The sequence below is a fragment of the Acidovorax sp. GW821-FHT11A03 genome, from assembly GCF_058809075.1.
On the sequence record NZ_JBXASG010000002.1, the window covers coordinates 173,467 to 193,881 of the forward strand.

General features: G+C 67.4%; 16 protein-coding genes. 4 read left to right on the top strand and 12 right to left on the bottom strand.

The genetic code is table 11. The features are described from left to right. Positions 1-47: 47 nt before the first annotated feature. Entirely contained in the window at positions 48-1,613 is a 1,566-nt protein-coding gene (gene pgi, locus AC1RVY_RS04575; protein WP_492805531.1) for a glucose-6-phosphate isomerase, read from the bottom strand. A 187-nt stretch (positions 1,614-1,800) separates the two neighbouring features. Between pgi and zwf the strand changes: the two genes are divergently transcribed. Further along, positions 1,801-3,255, top strand: coding sequence for a glucose-6-phosphate dehydrogenase (zwf, locus tag AC1RVY_RS04580; protein WP_218293341.1), 1,455 nt, complete (start codon positions 1,801-1,803; stop codon positions 3,253-3,255). 54 nt (positions 3,256-3,309) lie between these two features. Here the strand turns inward: zwf and gloA2 are convergent, their stop codons facing one another. From gloA2 to AC1RVY_RS04615, 7 genes are all read right to left on the bottom strand, one after another. Then, positions 3,310-3,726, bottom strand: coding sequence for an SMU1112c/YaeR family gloxylase I-like metalloprotein (gloA2, locus tag AC1RVY_RS04585; protein WP_492244375.1), 417 nt, complete (start codon positions 3,724-3,726; stop codon positions 3,310-3,312). Next, positions 3,723-4,700: a glucokinase gene (gene glk, locus AC1RVY_RS04590; protein ID WP_492805532.1), complete on the bottom strand. Its 978-nt coding sequence runs from the start codon at positions 4,698-4,700 to the stop codon at positions 3,723-3,725. The genes gloA2 and glk overlap by 4 nt, the downstream gene beginning before the upstream one ends. A 201-nt stretch (positions 4,701-4,901) precedes the next feature. Next, positions 4,902-5,969 carry an ABC transporter ATP-binding protein gene (locus tag AC1RVY_RS04595; protein ID WP_492805533.1) on the bottom strand — a complete coding sequence of 356 codons (1,068 nt, stop codon included), beginning with the start codon at positions 5,967-5,969 and terminating at the stop codon, positions 4,902-4,904. 17 nt (positions 5,970-5,986) lie between these two features. Next, positions 5,987-6,856, bottom strand: coding sequence for a carbohydrate ABC transporter permease (locus AC1RVY_RS04600; protein ID WP_218340419.1), 870 nt, complete (start codon positions 6,854-6,856; stop codon positions 5,987-5,989). Then, entirely contained in the window at positions 6,846-7,727 is an 882-nt protein-coding gene (locus AC1RVY_RS04605) for a carbohydrate ABC transporter permease (protein ID WP_218293336.1), read from the bottom strand. Before AC1RVY_RS04605 ends, AC1RVY_RS04600 begins: the two co-directional genes overlap by 11 nt. Positions 7,728-8,002: 275 nt before the next feature. After that, the gene (locus tag AC1RVY_RS04610; protein ID WP_255591227.1) at positions 8,003-9,190 is read right to left on the bottom strand and encodes a carbohydrate porin; all 1,188 of its coding nucleotides are present in this window, start codon (positions 9,188-9,190) and stop codon (positions 8,003-8,005) included. A gap of 24 nt (positions 9,191-9,214) precedes the next feature. Further along, the gene (locus AC1RVY_RS04615) at positions 9,215-10,465 is read right to left on the bottom strand and encodes an ABC transporter substrate-binding protein (RefSeq protein ID WP_218293335.1); all 1,251 of its coding nucleotides are present in this window, start codon (positions 10,463-10,465) and stop codon (positions 9,215-9,217) included. Between the two features lie 239 nt (positions 10,466-10,704). On the opposite strand from AC1RVY_RS04615, the gene AC1RVY_RS04620 reads away from it, so the two are divergent. Next, complete coding sequence (locus tag AC1RVY_RS04620) at positions 10,705-11,418, top strand: response regulator transcription factor (RefSeq protein ID WP_369641446.1); 714 nt, start codon at positions 10,705-10,707, stop codon at positions 11,416-11,418. Positions 11,419-11,568: 150 nt separating this feature from the next. After that, entirely contained in the window at positions 11,569-12,963 is a 1,395-nt protein-coding gene (locus AC1RVY_RS04625) for a sensor histidine kinase (protein ID WP_218293333.1), read from the top strand. Between the two features lie 838 nt (positions 12,964-13,801). On the opposite strand, the gene tal is transcribed toward AC1RVY_RS04625, so the two are convergent. The 4 genes from tal to AC1RVY_RS04645 are packed head-to-tail and all read right to left on the bottom strand — an operon-like array spanning position 13,802 to position 19,157. Then, a complete protein-coding gene (gene tal, locus AC1RVY_RS04630; protein WP_492805536.1) occupies positions 13,802-14,752 on the bottom strand; it encodes a transaldolase in 951 nt (316 codons plus the stop codon). 7 nt (positions 14,753-14,759) lie between these two features. Continuing rightward, positions 14,760-15,842: an ABC transporter ATP-binding protein gene (locus tag AC1RVY_RS04635; protein WP_218293331.1), complete on the bottom strand. Its 1,083-nt coding sequence runs from the start codon at positions 15,840-15,842 to the stop codon at positions 14,760-14,762. A 24-nt stretch (positions 15,843-15,866) separates the two neighbouring features. After that, a complete protein-coding gene (locus AC1RVY_RS04640) occupies positions 15,867-18,125 on the bottom strand; it encodes an ABC transporter permease (protein WP_492254641.1) in 2,259 nt (752 codons plus the stop codon). A 3-nt stretch (positions 18,126-18,128) separates the two neighbouring features. Next, the gene (locus AC1RVY_RS04645; RefSeq protein ID WP_218340423.1) at positions 18,129-19,157 is read right to left on the bottom strand and encodes an ABC transporter substrate-binding protein; all 1,029 of its coding nucleotides are present in this window, start codon (positions 19,155-19,157) and stop codon (positions 18,129-18,131) included. A 286-nt stretch (positions 19,158-19,443) separates the two neighbouring features. On the opposite strand from AC1RVY_RS04645, the gene AC1RVY_RS04650 reads away from it, so the two are divergent. Further along, entirely contained in the window at positions 19,444-20,289 is an 846-nt protein-coding gene (locus AC1RVY_RS04650) for a MurR/RpiR family transcriptional regulator (protein WP_218293328.1), read from the top strand. Positions 20,290-20,415: the final 126 nt, after the last annotated feature.

Consider the following 20,415-nt stretch of genomic DNA (forward strand, 5'->3'; position numbering starts at 1 on the left):
CAGTGCCCGTGGTCGCGCCGCCGCAGGACGGCCGCCACCGGTCTTTGTCAAATGCCGGCGCGCAGCTGGGCGAGCAACCCGGCGGTGGAGCCGTCGAGCCCTGCGGCATCGCCGCTGGCCAGGCGCGCCTCGATGTCCTTGGCCAGCACCTTGCCCAGTTCCACGCCCCACTGGTCGAAGCTGTTGATGCCCCACAGGCTGCCGCTCACGAACACGCGGTGTTCCTGCAGCGCGATCAGCGCGCCCAGCGACGCGGGGGTGAGCGCATCCAGCAGCAGGAAGGTGCTGGGCCGGTTGCCCGGGAAGTGGCGGTGGCCGTCCTCCCCGTCCTTGCCCACCATCAGCGCCTGGGCCTGCGCCAGGGCGTTGGCCAGCAGCTTGTCGTGGTGGCCTTCCAGGGGATGGGTGGGCTGGCGCACGGCGATGAGCTCCAGCGGCAGCACGTCGGTGCCCTGGTGCAGCATCTGGAAGAACGCGTGCTGGCCGTTGGTGCCCGGCTCGCCCCACAGCACGGGCGACGTGGCATAGGGCAGCGGCTGGCCGTCCAGCCCTACGCGCTTGCCGTTGCTTTCCATCTCGAGCTGCTGCAGATAGGCCGGCAGGCGGCGCAATGCCGCGTGGTAGGGCGCGATACAGCGGCTGGTGAAGCCATGGAAGTTGCGGTACCAGATGTCCAGCAGGCCCAGGCGCACCGGCAGGTTCTGCGCCAGGGGCGCCGTGCGAAAGTGCTCGTCCATGGCGTGCGCTCCGGCGAGCAGATCGCGGAAGCCCGCCGAGCCAATCGCGATCGCGATGGGCAGGCCAATGGCCGACCACAGCGAATAGCGCCCGCCCACCCAGTCCCAGAAGCCGAAGGTGGTGGTGATGCCCAGCGCCTTCGCGGCATCGACATTGGTGGTGAGCGCCGCAAAGTGGCGCCCCACATCCTGACCGCCTTGCGCCGCAAACCAGGCCAGCGCCGAGCGCGCGTTGGTCATGGTTTCTGCGGTGGTGAAGGTCTTGGAGGCGATGAGGAACAGCGTTTTCTCGGCCTTGAGCGACTGCAGCACCGTGTGCAGTTCGTGGCCGTCCACGTTGGAGACAAAGTGCAGCCGCTTGCCCCGCGCGCGGAACTGCTCCAGCGCCAGCACCGCCATGTGCGGGCCCAGGTCCGAACCGCCGATGCCGATGTTCACCACATCGGTGATGGCGCCATCCGCACGCACCGTGTCGGCATAGGCCAGCATGGCATCCAGCGTGGTGTGCACCTGGGCCAGCTTCTGCGCGATGTCCGGCCCGTCGCCGGGCAGCGCCAGGCCCCGGGGCCGGCGCAGCAGCGTGTGCAGCACGGCGCGCCCTTCGGTGCTGTTGATGGGCAGGCCGCCGAACATGGCGTCGCGGTGCTGTTCCAGGCCACAGGCACGGGCCATGTCCAGCAGCAGCGTCTCGGTGGCGGCGTCCCACAGGTTCTTGGAAAGATCCGCAAACACCTCGGGCGCGTGCTGGCTGAAGTGCCCAAACCGCTGCGCATCGCTGGCAAAGGCCTCCCGCAGGTCCAGACGGCTGCCATCTGCGGTGAACGCGGCCTGCAACTGAGGCCACTCTAGGGTTTGGTCGCAACGGAGGGAGGGCATGGTGGATTCAGGATATCGGGGAGGTGAAAACCGGCGAGATAGTAACTTGATTACACAATTTTTCTGATACTTTTCTGCGCACGAACTGTCAAAAAACGTTTACAGCCTCTACAGCTACACAACCCAATGTAACGAGATTACAATTTCCAGCCTCAGACGCACAACAACACCCTGATATGGAGACCCCATGAGTTTTGACCTTGTCCTGTTCGGTGGAACAGGTGATCTGGCGTGGCGCAAACTCATGCCGGCGTTGTTCCAGGCGTTCCGGCACGGAACGCTGCCCGAGGGAGGCCGCATCATTGCGGTGGCGCGCGACGAGCTGAGCCATGAACAATACCGCAGCCTGATCCAGTCGCGCTTTGACAGCGTGGATCTGGCCAAGCGCCCCACCCCGGACGAGTTCGAACGCTTCGGCGCCCTGCTGCACTACCTGCGCATGGACCTGTCGCAAACGCAGGACTACGCGCGCCTGGCCACCTTGCTGCACGAGCGCGCCGCCGACACCGTGGTGATGTACGTGGCCACCGCGCCCAGCCTGTTCACCAACGTGTGCGAACAGATCGCCGCCGTGGGCCTGAACGGCCCCGCCACCCGCGTGGTGCTGGAAAAGCCCCTGGGCCACGACCTCAAATCCAACCAGGCCATCAACGACACGCTGCGCCGCGTGCTCAAGGAAGAGCAGGTCTTTCGCATCGACCACTACCTGGGCAAGCCCGCGGTGCAGAACCTGTTTGCGATGCGCTTTGGCAACGCGCTGTTCGAGCCACTGTGGCGGCGCGAGAACATCGCCAACATCCAGATCACCATCGCCGAGGAGCTGGGCGTGGAAACGCGCGGCGCCTTCTACGACCAGACCGGCGCGCTGCGCGACATGGTGCAGAACCACGCGCTGCAGCTGCTGTGCGCCATCGGCATGGAGCCGCCCATCAACTCCAGCGCCAATGCGATCCGCGACGAGAAGCTCAAGGTCCTGCAGTCGCTCAAGCCCTGGAGCATGGAGACCATTGGCCAGCATGTGATCCGCGGCCAGTACGCCGCGGGCAAGACCCACGGGCACAACGTGCCGGGCTACCTGCAGGAAAAAGGCGTGGCCAGCGACAGCACCACCGAGACCTTCGTGGCGCTGCGCACCGAGATCAGCAACTGGCGCTGGGCCGGCGTGCCGTTCTACATCCGCACCGGCAAGCGCCTGGCGGGGCGCGACGCGCACATCGTCGTCAACTTCCGCCCCGTGCCGCACCCCATCTTCAAGATGCCCTCGGGCGCGGTGAACCGGCTGGTGATCAACCTGCAGCCCAGGGACGGCCTGGAGCTGCACCTGCTGGCCCAGGGCGCGGCCCAGCACCAGACCGAACCCGCGCTGTCGCAGGTGGCGCTGAACCTGGACTTCGACCAGCGCTTCGGCACCGAGCGCGTGGGCGCGTACGAGCGCCTGCTGCTGGACGTGATCGCCGGGCGGCTGAACTTGTTCGTGCGCAGCGACGAACAAGAAGAAGCCTGGCGCTGGGTGGAGCCCATCCTGCAGCACTGGAAGAACGACCCCGCGGGCCCGCGGCCGTACGCACCGGGCAGCTGGGGCCCGAGCGCCGCCAGCGCCATGATCGCGCGCGACGGGCATTGCTGGAGCGAAGAGATGTGATGCCATGGAAAAGAAAGGCCCTGCGGGGCCTTTCTTGCTCCCGGCCCCAGCGGTCTAGCGCCTGACGGGCCCCGGCCCCACCAGCTCGATCGGCAGACCGTCCGGATCGGCGAAGAAAGTAAACGACGCGCCCGTGAACGGATCGATGCGCACCGGCTCTGCCGCCACGCCATGCGCGGCCAATGCCGCCAGGCTGGCGTCCATATCCGCCACGCGCAAGGCCAGGTGGCGCAGGCCGCAGGCCTCGGGATACGACGGGCGGGCCGGCGGGTTCGGAAAGGAAAACAGCTCCACCTGCGAACCATCGGGCAATTGCAGGTCCAGCTTGTACGACTCGCGCTCGGCACGGAACACCTCGTTCACCACCGGCAGGCCCAGCACCTCGGTGTAGAAGCGGCGCGAGCGTGCGTAGTCGCTGGCGATGATGGCCACATGGTGCACACCGCTGACCTGCAAGGCGGGGCCGCTCATCCTCCGGAGCCCGCGATGTCCAGCGCGCGCGACGCGCCGTGCAGCGCGGGCGTGGCGCTCGGATCGATGACCCAGCAGGGTATCGACGCGAGGTAGGGCTGAAACCGCCCCTTGGCCTCGAACCGCGCGCGGAAGGAGGATTTGTCGAACCACGCGCCCAGGCGCGGCACCATGCCCCCGCCGATGAAGACGCCCCCGCGTGCCCCCAGGGTGAGTGCCAGGTTGCCCGCCACGCTGCCCAGAAAGCCGCAGAAAAGATCCAGCGCCTCCAGCGCCAGCGCGTCGTGGGACTGCAGGGCCAGCTCGGTCACCTGGGAGGCCGAGCTGACCTCCTTGCCACCCCGCTGCGCGAGGCGGCGCAGCGCGTGGTACAGGTCCACCAGCCCCGCACCACACACAGCGCGCTCGGCCGACACATGGCCGTAGCGCTCCTGCAGGATGGCCAGCACATCGAATTCACGCTGCGTCTGCGCCGCCAGCGACACATGCCCGCCTTCGCCCGACAGCGGCACGCCGCTGCTGGAGCCCGGTGGAAACACCAGCCCCGACACGCCCAGGCCCGTGCCCGGGCCCAGCAGCGCTATCGCGGCGCCCGGCACCGCCTCGCCGCCGCCCACGGGGCGCAGCAGGTCGGGCGTGAGCAGGGGCAGCGCCAGTGCCAGTGCGGTGAAGTCATTGATGACTACCAGCCGCTCGAAACCAAACGCCTCGCGCACCGCGCGCTGCGAAAAGCTCCAGCTGTGGTTGGTCATGCGGATCGCGTCGCCCGTGACGGGGTTGGCGATGCCGAACGCCGCCTCGCGCGGCGCGGGCACGCCCACTTCCTTTAGGTAGGCCGCCAGCGCGGCATCCACGGTGGGGAACTGCGCGCAGGGCAGCACCCGCGTGTCGTTCAAAGGACCGCCCGGCTCGTTCTGCCAGGCCAGCCGGATGTTGGTGCCGCCGATGTCGGCGAGAAGGCGCTGAGGGTGCATAGGAAAAAGATGGAGACCAAAGGTCACACGCCCCCGCTGCCCTGCGGCAGACGGCGGCCCGTGGATCATGAATGCTATTATTTATATAGCTATTCGCGCTTTGTGGACAAGCGCTGGAGCCTCTTTTTACCTGAATTACCTCTCCAGGCAAAGACCAAAGCCCCTTCTTGCGGCGACCCAGCGGCGGGAGGCTCATCCTTCTCAGCCCGTCAATCGCTCTTCGGACTTCGCATCGAACCAGTGGGCGTTGGCCGGTGCCACCGTCAGGCCCACCTGGTCGCCCGGCTGCACCCGGGTTTGTGCGTCGGTGCGCAGCGTGACGCTGCCTGCGGCGGTGTCCACCATCACATAGGTGTCGGGGCCCGTGGGCTCCACCACGCTCACCTGCCCGCGCCAGGGCGCATCGTCCTGCAGTTGCAGGTGCTCGGGGCGCACGCCCAGCAGCATCTCCGCGGCGCCCGTGGGCGGTGCCAGGTCCAGCGCAGCGCCCACGATGCCAAACTGACCGCCGGCCTGCACGCCACCGCGCAGCAGGTTCATGGTGGGCGAGCCGATGAAGGTCGCCACATAGGTGTTGGCCGGGCGGTTGTAGATCTCGTCGGGGGTGCCCAGCTGCTGGACCACGCCGCCCTTCATCACCGCGATGCGCGAGCCCAGGGTCATGGCCTCGACCTGGTCGTGCGTCACGTACACGCTGGTGATGCCGCTGGCCTGGTGCAGGCGCTTGATCTCGGCGCGCATCTCCACGCGCAGCTTGGCATCCAGGTTGGACAGCGGCTCGTCGAACAAAAAGAGCTGCGGCTGGCGCGCCAGCGCCCGGCCCATGGCCACGCGCTGACGCTGGCCGCCCGAGAGCTGGCTGGGGCGGCGGTCCAGCAGGTGGCTGATCTGCAGCATGGTCGCCACTTCGTCGATGCGCTTTTGCCGCTCGGGCCTGGGCATCTTGCGCATCTCCAGCGCAAAGCCGATGTTGTCGGCCACGGAGAGCGTGGGGTACAGCGCGTAGCTCTGGAACACCATGGCGATGTCCCGGTCGCGCGGGGGCATGCCCACCACGTTCTTGCCGGCGATGCGGATCTCGCCCTCGGTGGGCTCGTCCAGGCCCGCAATGATGTTCAGCAGCGTGGACTTTCCGCAGCCCGAGGGGCCGACCAGGATGAGGAACTCGCCTGGCGCGACGTGGATGTCCACCTTGCGCAGCACCTCCACGCTCTTGTCGCCCTTGCCAAAACGCTTGTTGATGCCTGCGATGTCGAGTGATGACGCCATGATCTCTACTTACCTTCTTAACCTTTGACGGCGCCGGCAGTGAGCCCGCGCACAAAAAACTTACCGGCCAGCACATAGATCACCATCGTGGGCAGGCCCGCGATGATGGCGGCCGCCATGTCCACGTTGTAGGCCTTCACGCTTGAGCTGGTGTTGGCCAGGTTGTTCAGGCCCACGGTCACCGGCTTGGAGTCGGTGCCCGAGAACACCACGCCGAACAGGAAGTCGTTCCAGATGTTGGTGAACTGCCAGATCAGCGTGACCATGATGATGGGCGTGGACAGCGGCAGCACGATGCGCCAGAAGATCTGGAAGAAGCTCGCGCCGTCCATGCGCGCGGCGTTCACCAGCTCTTTCGGAATGGCCGCGTAGTAGTTGCGAAAGAAGAGCGTGGTGCCCGCCAGGCCCGCCAGGCAGTGCACCAGCACCAGGCCGGTGATGGAGCTCGACAGCCCCAGCCAGCCGAGCACCTGGCTCATCGGCAGCAGCACCACCTGGAAGGGCATGAACACGCCGAACAGCAGCATGCCGAACAGCGCATCGCTGCCCCGGAACTTCCACAGGCTCAGCACGTAGCCGTTGAGCGCGCCCCACACGGTGGAGATCAGCACCGCCGGCACGGCCATGGCCACCGAGTTCAGGAAGAACGGGCGCAGGCCGTTGCAGTCCACGCCGGTGCAGGCGCTGGACCACGCGGTGCCCCAGGCCGACCAGTTCAGAGCGGCGGGCAAGGCCAGCAGCGACGTGCTGCGGATTTCCTCGGCGTCCTTGAAAGACGTGACCAGCATCGCGTACAGCGGCAACAGGAAAAAGGCGGTGGCCAGGGCCAGCACCGCGTAGACCAGCAGGCGGCCCACGGAAGGAAATACAGAAGGCTTAGCGGTCATGGGGCTTGGTCCGCAGTTCGCTGTAGAGATAAGGAATGACCAGCGCCGCCACGGTGGCCAGCATCATGGTCGCGCTGGCCGCGCCCAGGCCGATCTGGCCGCGCGAGAACGACATGGTGTACATGAACGTTGCGGGCACGTCGGTGGCAAAGCCGGGGCCACCGGCCGTGAGTGCCATCACCAGGTCGAAGCTCTTGATCGCCAGGTGCGACAGCACCATGAGCGTGGAGAAGAACACCGGCCGCAGCGCGGGCAGCACGATGCGCCAGTAGATGCGCGGCAGCGATGCGCCATCGACCTGCGCGGCCTTGATGATGCTGTCGTCGATGCCGCGCAGGCCGGCGAGGAACAGCGCCATCGCAAAGCCCGCGCTCTGCCAGATGCCGGCGATCACCACGCAGTAGATGGCCATCTCGGTATCGACAAGCCAGCCGAATTCAAAGTGAGGAAAGCCCCAGTCGCGCACCATTTTTTCGATGCCCAGGCCCGGGTTCAGCAGCCATTTCCAGGCCGTGCCCGTGACCACGAAGGACAGCGCCATCGGGTACAGGTAGATCGTGCGCAGCGCGCCCTCGGCGCGGATTTTCTGGTCCAGCAGCACGGCCAGCACCACGCCGATGGCCAGGGACCCGCCCACGTAGCCCACGCCGAAGATGCCCAGGTTCTTCAAGGCCACCCACCAGCGGTCCATCTCCCACAGGCGCTCGTACTGCGCCAGGCCCGCCCACTCGTAGTTGGGCAGCATGCGCGAAACAGTCAGGCTCAATACGCCGTTCCACAGCATCAGGCCGTAGATGAACGCAAAACCCAGAACAAAAGCCGGTGTCACGACCAGCTTGGGCAACCATGTCTCGAACGTATTCTTGGTCATCGCCGGGCCACCCCATGGTGAAGAAACATCCCCCTCGGGGGCAGCGACCCGCGCGGCGGCGGAGCGTGGGGGTCATTTTTCATGGCTGCGAAAAAATTTCTGGCATGTGCCTGCATATGAAAAAAAGGGGGGCACGCACAGAGTGCCCCCCAAAGAACAAAGTCACCTCTGACTAACTCGCTAACTCACTTCACCATTCCATGTCCGGGCCACAGGGGCCGCCGCGCCGGGCCAAGCCCCGCGCCGCGCCTCCCTGCGGCCCGAAGTGGAATCACTTACCACCAGACCTCGTACTGCACACCCACCAGCGTGCGCGAAGTCTTGCCGTTGGCACCGAAGGTGGCCGCATTGGCCACGGCGGCGGCCTGGTTCCAGTTGGCCTTGGTCACATACAGGCGCAGCTCGGGGCGCGACCAGAAATCTTCCGACAGGGCCAGGGCACCCGCCAGCGTGACCTTGGACAGGCGCTGGTCGGGGCCCGTGCCCTTGCGCGTGGTGGTGGACAGCTCGGCCAGCATCTTGAAGTTCTGCGTGAACGCGTACGAACCACGGCCGCCCAGCGAGAAGTCCTTGGTCTCCACGCCGGTCAGGTCGGCCTTGTTGGTCTGGTAGCCAATGAGCGCCTGGCCGCCAAAGGGGCCGCTTTGCCAGTTGATGGAGTCGGCGATGCGCGTGGAGCGCCGGCCGGGCCGGCTGCCGTCGATGGCCTCGAACTCCCCGTCGATGCGGGCATGGCCCCGCGAGGTCTGCAGGTACAGGGTATTGCTGATGCTGGGCAGCAGGAATTCCTTTTGCGTGTGCATCAGCGAGACGCCCGAGCCCGAGCCGCCATTGGCCTGGCCCTTGCCGCCCACGGCCGTCAGCAGCACGCGCAGCTTGCCGCCGGGGTTGGTGTTGATTTCCGACAGGTCGGCGTTGATGCGGTGCGCCTTGACGTTGTTGGGCAGGTTGCCGTCGAACTTGTCGCCGGTGAACACGCCCACACCCAGCTTCATGCCGCCGATCGGCACATCGGTCACGCCGGCGCCGATGTTGTCGCCGTAGTTGAGCAGGAAGTAGTCGACGATGTGCACGTCCTGGATCCGCAGGCGGCGCTGGCCGGCCCAGAACTTGGCCTCGGGCGAGAACGAGAAGCCGCTCATTTCCACGTAGGCCTGCTCGGTGCTGATGTCGCCGCTGCCCCACTTGGCGGGCATGTAGTTCACCTTCCACTTGATGCCGTTGGTCTCGAAGCCGCGCGCGAAGTTGACTTCGATGCCGTTGTCGCCCTCGTTGCCCAGGCGGAACTTCTGCAGCTCGCCGCCGAGCGACAGGTTGCCCTTGACGCCGTCGGAGTGGTTGAACACGGGACCACCCCGCGAGTAACCGTTCATCTCGAAGCCGGCAACTTCCAGTGCCATGGCTCCATTCATCGCGCATGCGGCGGCCAAAGCCACCGCCGTGAGGCGGTTTCTTTTCATCATGTTGATTCCCTCAGTGGTGGTGGTTTATTTGGTCTTCGCGGCGGTCGCGATCTTCTTCATGGCGTCGGCGACGCTCACCTTGTCGTCATTCCAGAACTGGCTGACCACGTCCTTGATGGCGCCTTCCGTGGCGGGCGCGATCGCCATGCCATGGGCCACGCTGGGCAGCAGGCTGCCGCTCTTGGCGGTGTCGGCGAAGTCCTTGGCCGAGGCCTTGGCGCAGTCGTCGAACTTGTCCATCTTCTGGCCGGCGCGCACCGGGATGGAGCCCTTGTTGAGGTTGAACACCTCCTGGAATTCGGGGCTCATGATGGAACTGGCCAGGTCGCTCTGCGCCTTCTGGGCAGCGGCATCCTTGAGCTTGAACAGGATGAACGAGTCCACGTTGAAGGTGAACGACGTGGTCGTGCCCGGCGCCGCGGCGCACAGGAAGTCCTTGCCCGGCGCCTTGTTGGCCGCCAGGAACTCGCCCTTGGCCCAGTCACCCATGAGCTGGAAGCCCGCCTTGCCCTGGATCAGCATGGCCGTGGCCAGATTCCAGTCGCGGCCGGGTGCGCCGGGGTCGGTGTATGACTTGATGCGGCGGAAGGTTTCCAGCGACTTCTTCATGGTGTCGCTGTTGATGGCCTTGTCATCGAGCTTCACCAGGGCGTCCTGGTAGAACTTGGGGCCGCCGACGCCCAGCACCACCGATTCGAAGGTGGTGAAATCCTGCCAGTTCTGGCCCCCGTGGGCCACGGGCACCAGGCCCGCGGCCTTGAGCTTGTCGGCGGCGGCGAAGAACTCGTCCCAGGTCTTGGGCATGGCGGCCACGCCGGCCTTCTTCAGGGCCTCGGAGCTGCCCCACATCCAGTTGACGCGGTGTACGTTGACGGGGGCCGCCACGTAGGCGCCCTTGTACTTCATGACATCGGCGACCACCTTGGGCAGCAGCTCGTCCCACTTCTCGGCCTTGGCCAGGGCGTCCATGTTGGCCAGCACGCCTTCGGAGGCCCATTCCTGGATGGCCGGGCCCTTGGTCTGCGCGGCCGAAGGCGGGTTGCCCGAGATCACGCGGCTCTTGAGCACGGTCATGGCGCTGTCGCCGCCGCCGCCAGCCACGGCGAAATCACGCCAGGTGTGCCCCTTGGCCTGCATGATCTTCTTGAGCTCGGCCACCGACTTGGCCTCGCCGCCCGAAGTCCAGTAATGCAGGACCTCGACCTCCCCCGCGCTGGCGGACATCGCTGCCGCCAGGCCCACCGCCACTGCGGCGATCTTTGTCATCTTCCACATACCCTTGTCTCCTCGATGTTTGAATCCGTTTGGTGCGCAGCAGACCGGTGCCGTTCAGCGCAGTCGGTACTTTAATTACAATAATTAATGAACATATCAGGACTTTCCCGGGGTGTGCTTTCTCCGCCAGGGCTCCACCCTGTTACCGGATTACGTGCGGCGCGCAGGCCCCGCCCCCGCGCCACCCCGGGCAGGCGGACCGGCGCGGCCGCGCAGGCCGCTTTGTTATGCTCAATCCCATGGCCACGATACTGATAGTCGAAGATGATGCCCTGTTGCTGGACGCGCTGACCGGGCAGCTGCAGCAGCTGGAGTTCGGCGTCTGCACGGCATCGAGCGTGGCCGAGGCCACCGCCCTTTTGCAGGCGCAGGCGGTGGACGGCATCATCCTGGACCTGGGCCTGCCGGGCGCCGACGGCATGGAGCTGCTGACCTGGGCGCGCACCCACATCGCCGGCCTGCCGGTGCTGATTCTCACCGCGCGCGACGGCGTGGAGGACCGCGTGCTGGGCCTCAACGCCGGGGCCGACGACTACATCACCAAACCCTTCAACATGCAGGAGCTGCAGGCCCGCCTGCAGGCCATGCTGCGCCGCGCGCGGCAACCGGCGTTCACCCAGGCGAGCAGCGCCGGGACCCCCGGCACCACCATCGGCCCCCTGGCGCTGGACCACGCCAGCCACAGCGCGGCCCTCGACGGCGAGCCGCTGGACCTCACCCAGCGCGAATGGGAGCTGCTGGAGCTGCTCGTGAACCGCTGCGGCGAAGTGGTCACGCGCGACGACGTGCTGGCCGCCTGGCGCGCCAGCCCGCCTGAGCCCGGGCAGACCGCCGCGCCGCTGAACTCCAATGCGCTGGAGGTCTACGTGCACCGGCTGCGCAAGAAGCTCGACCCATCGCCGCTGAACATCCGCAACATCCGGGGCCTGGGCTACATGCTGGCGAAACCATGAACAACCCCCTGAGGCGCTGCGCGCCTTCCCCCTTCTCTCGCGCTGCGCGCGGGAAGGGGGGCGCCGCCAGCGCGGCGGGGCGGCCCTTGCGCGGCGGCCCTGGCATCGGCCGCGCCAGTTTCATACGGCCTGCACTGGGCCACCACTGACATGCGGCAGGTCCCGGGGGTCTCCCTGCAGCGCAAGCTGCTGCTGTGGCTGCTGCTGCCCCAGCTCGTGCTGTGGCTCTCGGGCGGTTTCCTGGCGTGGCGCATCGCGCTGCAGAACGGCGAAAAGGGCATCGACCAGACGCTGACCCAGTCAGTGCGCGCGCTGGCGCGGCAGATCAAGCCCATTGGCGACGGGCTGCTGGTGGATTTCCCCAAGGCCGCGCAGGACATCCTGGAGCAGGACCCGGCCGACCGCATCACCTACATGGTGTCGTCCCCGCCCGGCCGCTTCCTGCTGGGCAATGCCCAGCTGCCCGCGCCGCCACCGGTGGAGGTGCGCGTGGGCGATCCGTACCTCTACCACGCGCGGGTGGACGACCGCCCCGTGCGCGTGGCGCTGCTCGACGTGGACTACGGCACGCCCCAGACGCGGCAGACCCTGCGCGTGCAGGTGGCCCAGAGCCTCACGGTGCGCGAACGCATCGCGCAGGAGCTGCTGGAGCAGATGGTGTTCCCGATGGGGCTGATGGGGCTGGCGCTGAGCGCGGTGGTCTACGCGGGCGTGCTGCGCGGCCTGCAGCCGCTCAAGCGCCTGGAGGCCCAGATCGAGCAGGCCGGCGCCCGGCCCCAGGCGGGCACCACGCCCCTGCCGCCCATCGAGCTGACCTCGGCCCCCCAGGAGGTGCATTCGCTGGCCAGCACCATCAACCGGCTGCTGGAGACCGTGGCTCGCGGACAGCAAAAGGAAAAGCGCTTCCTCAACGATGCCGCGCACCAGCTGCGCACGCCGCTGGCGGGGCTCATCGGCCAGACCGAGCTGGCGCTGCACGAGAGCCATGAGCCCGCGGTGCAGGAGCGGCTGCACAAGGTGCTGTCGGCCGCGCAGCGCAGCGCCCACCTGGTGCACCAGCTGCTACAGCTGGCGCGCTCGGAATCGAACGTGGAGATGCAGTCCATCGACCTGGCGGCGCTCGCGCGCGAGGTGGCCCGCGAATGGGCGGCCCGCGCCCTGGCGCAGGGCATGGATCTGGGCTATGAGGGCGACGACCAGCTGGCGGTGCAGGGCCACCCGCTGCTGCTGCGCGAGGCGCTCAACAACCTCATCGACAACGCGCTGCACTACGCGGGCGAAGGCGCCACCGTGACGGTGCGCGTGGGCCGCGAGGAGCCCGGGCGCTGGGCCCTGCTGGTGGTGGAGGACGACGGGCCCGGCGTGCCGGCCGAGCACCTGGGCGATCTGTTCGCGCGGTTCTGGAGGGGGTCGGACAAGGCGGGCGGGTGTGGGCTGGGGCTGTCGATCGTGGAGGAGATCGCGCTGCGGCATGGGGGCCGGACGGTGGCCGAGGGGGTGGTGCCGAGGGGATTGCGGGTGGGGATGCGCTTGCCTGCGGGGTGAATTTTTAGGTGTTTTGGCTCCTGGCGCTTATCTATCAAGCGCTAGCAGCTATTGTTTTTATAGTTCACGCCGTGCCTAAGTGAAGGGCGGAGGCCGGGGTGTGCGCCCGGCGGCGCAGTAACTTTCTCTTGGGTCGCCAAGAGAAAGTCACCAAGGAGAAGGCAACTCTGCTGTCTGCGACCCCTTCGCTGCGCTGCGGGGCAACCCGGGGTGCTCGGTCACGGGGTGCACCGCAGAACTCGCTGCGCGCCCCAGGCGCATCCAGAAGGAAACTCACGAATCGGACATTCCTTCGGGCCATCGCTGCGCTCGGCCTCGCGGTCGCGGCGCGAAGCGCCCGCGCGTTCCGGGCCGAGCGCAGCGATGGCCCGTATGGCTGTTTGGCTGTTTGGCTGTTTGGCTGTTCGCTCCCCACCCCCATCTGGCTGCGCCTGCGGCGGGGCGGTTGCGGGGTGAGCATGGGCGTCGCAGCGCCCATGCCTCGTGCTCTGACTCGCCGTGGTTGTCCGAGCGGCGCGCGCCAGCGCACAGCGAGTTCCACGGCGCACCCCGCAACCGCACCGACGCAGATTTGCCCCGCAGCGCAGCGCAGGGGTCGCAGACTGTGGGTCGCCTTTCTTTTGGGTACTTTTCTTTGGCGAAGCAAAGAACAAGTACCTCGCCCGCCGGGGCGACATCCCGGCCTCCGCCCTCAAACCAGGCACACAGTCAGACCAACACACAAACCCAGGCGCCTACAAGCGCAGCCCGAACGCGCAAAAGCTACAGAGCCATAAAAACCATAGCGGCCGGCACTTGCCACACAAGCGCCGGTCGCCAAAAACACTCAAAGCCGACTTCAAGCCGCCAGGATCAGCTTCTCCAGCTTCACCGCATCCGCCGCAAACGCCCGGATGCCTTCCGCCAGTTTCTCCGTCGCCATGGCATCTTCATTGAGCGCAAACCGGAACCCCGCCTCGTCATAGTTCACCGCGGGCAGGTCCAGCCCCTTCGCCGCGTCCGCATCGAGCGCGCGCTGCAGCGGCGCATCGCTGGCCGCCAGCTGGGCCAGCAGGTCGGGCGCGATGGTGAGCAGGTCGCAACCCGCCAGCGCCGTGATCTGGCCCACGTTGCGAAAGCTCGCGCCCATCACCTCGGTGGCGATGCCGAAGCGCTTGTAGTGGTTGTAGATCTGCGTGACCGACTGCACGCCCGGGTCGTTGGCCCCCGCACGCGCGGCCTCGTCCCAGCTGGCGCCGGCCTGCTTCTTGTACCAGTCGTAGATGCGGCCCACGAACGGCGAGATCAGCTGCACCTTGGCCTGGCCGCAGGCCACGGCCTGGGCGAACGAGAACAGCAGCGTGAGGTTGGTATGGATGCCCTTGCGCTCGAGCTGCTCGGCGGCCTGGATGCCTTCCCAGGTCGAGGCGATCTTGATGAGCACCCGGTCGATGTGGATGCCTTCGGCCTGGTACAGCTCGATGATGCGCTCGGCGCGCGCGACGGTGGCGCTGGTGTCGAAGCTCAGGCGCGCATCCACCTCGGTGGAGACGCGGCCCGGAATCGTGGCCAGGATCTCGCGGCCGAAGCGCACCAGCAGGCGGTCGATGATTTCATGAATCGGGCGGCCCCGGAACTGCGCCACGGTGTCCTGCAGCAGCGGTGCGTACTCCGGCTTTTGCACGGCCTTCAGGATCAGCGAGGGGTTGGTGGTCGCATCCTGGGGCTGGAACTGCGCCAGTTGCTTGAAGTCGCCGGTGTCGGCAACCACGGTGGTGAACTGTTTGAGGGCGTCGAGTTGGTTCGTCATGGTGTCATTATTCCGCATTGGCCAGGGCGCCATCGGTACTACCAACCACCGATACGCCGTGGGTGCCCAGGCTCAGCAACACGTCCTCGCCCACGGCGAGCACGTCGTCCAGGTCGGACGACACCACGAAGATGCCGCCCAGCGCCGTCTCGAAGGTGTATTCGTGCACTGCCCCCAGGTAGGCCGACTTGGCGAGCCGCGCCGGCAACAGGCCATCGCCCTGGCGGTGGATGCGCCAGGCCTCGGGGCGCACCGCCACCTTCACCGAACCGCCGTGCACCGCCATGCGCGGGCGCAGCGCCAGCGGCCCGAGCAAGACCGAGCCATCGGCTTGCGCAGTAGCCGGGAACAACATCGCCTCGCCCATGAAACCCGCCACGAATTCGCTGTGCGGCGTTTCGTACAGCGCGCGCGGCGAGCCCTTCTGCGCAATCAGCCCCTGGTTCATCACGATGATCTGGTCGCTCACGGCCATGGCCTCGGCCTGGTCGTGGGTGACATACGCCACCGTGAGCGACAGGCGCTGCTGCAGCGCGCGGATTTCCTCGCGCATCTCGCGGCGCAGACGGGCGTCCAGGTTGGACAGGGGTTCGTCGAACAGCAGCACCTCGGGCTCCAGCACCAGCGCGCGCGCCAGGGCCACGCGCTGCTGCTGGCCACCCGACAGCTCGCTGGGCAGGCGGTCGTCATAGCCCACCAGGCCCACGCCACGCAGGGCCTCCACGGCCTTGGCGCGGGCCACGTCCTTGGAGAACCCCGACATGCGCAGGCCGTACATCACGTTCTCGGCCACATTCATGTGCGGGAACAGCGCATAGCTCTGGAACATCATGCTCACATTGCGCTGCGCGGGGCCGAGCGTGGTCACGTCCTTGCCGCCGATGAGGATCTCGCCCGCGGTGGGCGACTCCAGCCCCGCGATCATGCGCAAGGTGGTGGTCTTGCCGCAGCCCGAGGGCCCCAGGATGGTGGTGAGCGTGCCGCGCGGCACCTCAAAGCTGATGCCTTTGACCGCCAGGCCCGCGGACGGGTCGCTGCCGTAGCGTTTGGTGATGTTGCGGAACACGATGCCCGCATCGCTGTTGTTCATGGCGTATCTTCTTTTTGAAAGGTGTCAGTGCGCGGCGGCGGGTGCCGTGCGTGCAGCGCCCCGGCGGCCCAGCTTTCGCTCGCCGACGAGCAGTTGGATCAGGCCGATGGAGGCGGACATGAGCAGGATGAGCACCGTGCAGTACGCGAGTGCCACGCCATAGTCGCCATTGCCCACGCGGCCGATGATGTAGGTGGTGGCCAGCTCGTTTTCGGCCGTGACCAGGAAGATCACCGCGCTCACCGTGGTGATGGCGCGCACGAAGCTGTACACCAGCGCCGCGACCAGGGCGGGCTTGAGCAGCGGCAGCACCACGTGACGCAGCGTCTGCACGCTGCCCGCGCGCAGCATGACGGAGGCCTCGTCCAGCGAGCGGTCCAGCTGCTTGAAGGCCGCCGTGCCCGCCCGCACGCCCACCGGCAGGTTGCGGAACATGAAGCACAGCACGATGATGAGCGCCGTGCCCGTGAGCTCGAACGGCGGCACGTTGAACGCCAGGATGTAGCTCACGCCCAGCACCGTGCCCGGGATGGCGAAGGCCAGCAGCGCCGCGAACTCGAATGCGCCCTGCCCCCGGAACTCGGTGCGCGCCAGCAGCCAGGCGATGCCGATGCCCAGCGTGGCCGTGAGCGGCGCCGAGATGGCCGCGAGCTTGACGGTGGTGAAGAAGGAGTTCCACGCCGTGCCCGCCCACACCACGCCGAACTGGCCCCACTCCACGCTGAACGCGGTGCGAAAGTGCGCCAGCGTGATGGTGTAGTCGCGCCCCCAGGTCTGCACGAAGCCGCCGGCTAGCGCGAACAGGTAGACGATGAGCGTGAAGGCCATCCACGGCAGCGCGATGGAATGCACCACGCGGCGCACGCCGGCGGGCAGCGGCATGGCGATGCCCGCGTCGCCCTTGCCCGACACGGTGGTGAAGTTCTGCTTGCCCAGCAGCCCACGCTGGATGGCGAACACGGTGAGCGCAAAGAACGTGAGGATCCAGGCCAGCGACGCCGCACGCCCCTGGTCGTATTGCGCGCCCACGATGGCGAAGAAGATCTCGGTGGAGAGCACCGAGAACTGCCCGCCCACCACGATGGGGTTGCCGAAGTCGGCCATGCTTTCGATGAAGCCCACCAGGAATGCGTTGGCCAGGCCGGGCTTGAGCAGCGGCAGGGTCACGGTCATGAAGGTGCGGTGCGGGCTGGCGCGCAGGGTCTGCGCGGCCTCCTCCAGGCTGGGCGCCACGCCCTGCACCACGCCGCGCATGATCATGAAGGCGATGGGCGTGAAGGCAAAAGTCTGCGCCACCCACACGCCGAGCCAGCCATAGAACCACCGCGACGGGGTGATGCCGAACGCGTATTCGAGAAACTGGTTGAACACCCCGGCGCGGCCGAACAGCAGGATGAGGCCCAGCCCCACCACGAACGGCGGCGTGATGATGGGCAGCAGCGCCACGATGTTCAGCGGCCGCGCATAGCGGCGCGAGGCGCGCTCGGCCATCAGCGCCATGAAGCTGCCCAGGAGCGTGGTGCTGGTGGCTGTCATCAGCCCCAGGAACAGCGTGTTCCAGGCCACGCCGCAGCGCTGGCCACCGGCCAGGCACGACAGGCCGAAGTTGCGTTCGTGCGCGATGCGCTCCCACACCACGGCCAGCGAGAACGGGCCGTCTTCGAGGAAGAACGCGGCCGACAGCGCCTTGAGCACGGGGAACACGATGAACAGCGCCAGCAGGCTGCCGCAGGTGAGCACGGCCGCCGCCACGAACAGGTCGCCCTTGAAGAACCCACGCCGCGCGACGCCAAATGCCAGCAGCACCAGCAGCGCAGAGAGCACCACGAACCCGCCCCAGCCCATGCCGGGCTGGCGCGCGCCCAGCTCGCCCAGGTAGGTGTTCATCCATTCAAACGCCCAGCCGCGCGCACCGATGGTGAAACCGCTCGCCAGCAGCGCCAGCAACCCCAGCGCGCCCCCTGCGGCCAGCACCGCACCCTGGGTGCGGCCGGCAGGAAGGCAGGCGCCCAGCCCGGCCACGGCCAAGCCGACCAGGCCCAGCCAGAGCCACGACCGGCCGAACAGCGCCGCCTGCATCAGCCCGTTGGCCGCCTGTTCGCTGCTGAAGACCTGTCCCACCGCGAGCAGGCCGTTGGCATCCTGCTGCGCATACCAGGGAAATGCCAGATAGCCCAGCACGCCCACGACCCACCAGACCCACAGGGGCCGGTTGACCGAGGCGCTTCGCGCTGAGGTTCGAAAAGTTGCGTGCGCCGCCGCGGCTGCTGCCGACACCACCATCCCTCAGCGCGCAGCGTTCTGCACGTCTTTTTCCCAGCGCGCGATCAGGCGGCGGCGCTCGGCGCTCGCGCCGTACTTGGCGTAGTCGTAGTTGATGAGCTTCATCTTGGCCGGGTCGGTCATGCGCGGGTCCTTGGGCACCTGCGTGTTGCTGGGCAGCTGGAACTGCTTGGCCGCCAGGCCGAACTGCTGCCCCCCGGGCGTGAGCGCCCATTCGTAGAACTTCTTGGCCGCCTCGGTGTTCGGGCCGTTCTTGACGATGCTCATCGAGCCCACCTCGGCGCCCGTGCCTTCCGAGGGCGTGATGGACCCGACGGGAAAGCCGTTGACCGCCTCGGTGGTCACGTCGTGCACGAAGCTGATGGAGACCGTGGTCTCGCCCCGCGCCGCGGCCTTGACCGGCGCAGTGCCCGAGCGCGTGTAGGTGCTCACGTTGGGGTGCAGGGCCTTGAGGTACTCGAACGCCTTTTCCTCGCCCATGATCTGCACCAGCGTGGCGATCATGGTGTAGGCCGTGCCGCTGGAGGCCGGGTTGGCCATCTGCACCTCGCCCTTGAACTCGGGCTTGAGCAGGTCGGCCCACGACTGCGGCGGGTTGAGCTTGCGCTTGGCCAGCAGCTCCTTGTTGTAGCCGAAGCCCAGCGGGCCCAGGTACACGCCCACGGTGCGGTATTTGGAATCGGTGGCCTGCTTCTGCGCCCAGGGGTAGAGCTGAGCGAGCTGCGGCGATTTGTATTCGAGCGTGAGGCCCTGCTCGGCCGCCTGCAGGTGCGGGTCGCCCGTGCCGCCGAACCAGATGTCGGTCTTGGGGTTGGCCTTCTCGGCATTGAGCTGGGCCAGCGCCTCGCCCGATCCCTTGGCCGTCATGTTGACCTTGGTGCCGGTGGTCTTGGCGTACACCGTGGACATCAGGTTGCACCACTCGGCCTGCACCGAACAGATGATGTTGACCTGGCCCTGGGCCCAGCTGCCGCAGGCCGCGGTCGCAAGGGCCGCTCCGGCCAGCAGGTTCTTCAGCAGAGGTTTGCGCATGAAAGGCTCCTAGGTATCGGGATTACGTGATGCAAGGATGCTATTGCCGCGGCCCTGGCCGGGTCAGGGGGGAACCCCGCAGGCATGGTGCAAGCAGGATGAAAGGCAGGGCCAGCCCCCTCCCCGTGGCGTTTGGAACCAAGTTACATTAGGCGAACATGCGGCACCGCCATCCCCGGCGGCGCCGCCGACCACGAGCCCGCCCATGCCCGCCCTGTCTTGCTCCCCGTCGATGCGCCGCCTTGGCCCGCCCGGCTGCCGGCGCCACTGACACGCCTTCACCGACATGCTCGACCGCATCACCGCCTCCCTGCCCTCGCTGGCCCCCGCCGAACAGCGGGTGGCCAAGCTGGTGCTCACCGACCCCCGCGCGTTCGCACGGCTGCCCGTGCGCGAGCTGGCCGAGCGCGCCCACGTGAGCAAGCCCACGGTGGTGCGCTTTTGCCGCAGCATGGGCTATGACGGGCTGGCCGATTTCAAGCTCAAGCTCGCGGGCAGCGTGAGCGAGGGCGTGCCCTTCATCCACCGCAGCGTGGATGCGGATGACAAGACGGGCGACGTGCTGGTGAAGGTCGTCGACAACGCGGTGGCCGCCTTCCTGCAGTACCGCAACGCGGCCAGCACCGTGGCCATCGAACGCGCGGCCGAGGCGATTGCCGCGACCTGGAAGACGGGCAAGCGCATCGAGTTCTACGGCGTGGGCAATTCGGGCATCGTTGCGCAGGACGCCCAGCACAAATTCTTTCGCCTGGGCGTCACCTCCATCGCCAGCAGCGACGGCCACATGCAGGTGATGAGCGCCACCTTGCTGGGCCCGGGCGACTGCGCGGTGATCATCTCCAACTCGGGCCGCACGCGCGACCTGATGGACGCGGCGGACATCGCGCGCAGGAACGGCGCGACCACCATCGTCATCACGGCCAGCGGCTCGCCCCTGGCCAGCACCTGCCAGATCCACCTGGCCGCCGACCACCCCGAGGGTTACGACCGCTACAGCCCGATGGTGTCGCGCCTGATGCACCTGCTGATCATCGACGTGCTGGCGACCTGCGTGGCGCTGCGCATCGGCAGCTCGCTGCAGCCCATCCTGCAGCAGATGAAGGAAAACCTCCGCGCCAAGCGCTACGCGTAGGCGCCCTGCCGCCCGCAGGATCCGCCACCCTCGGGACATCGGCCCCTGCGTGCCCAGAACCGCCGGCCACCGCCGGCCCGGCCGCGCCGACGGCACACCCTCTGTACCGGCCGGTGCCCGGATGGC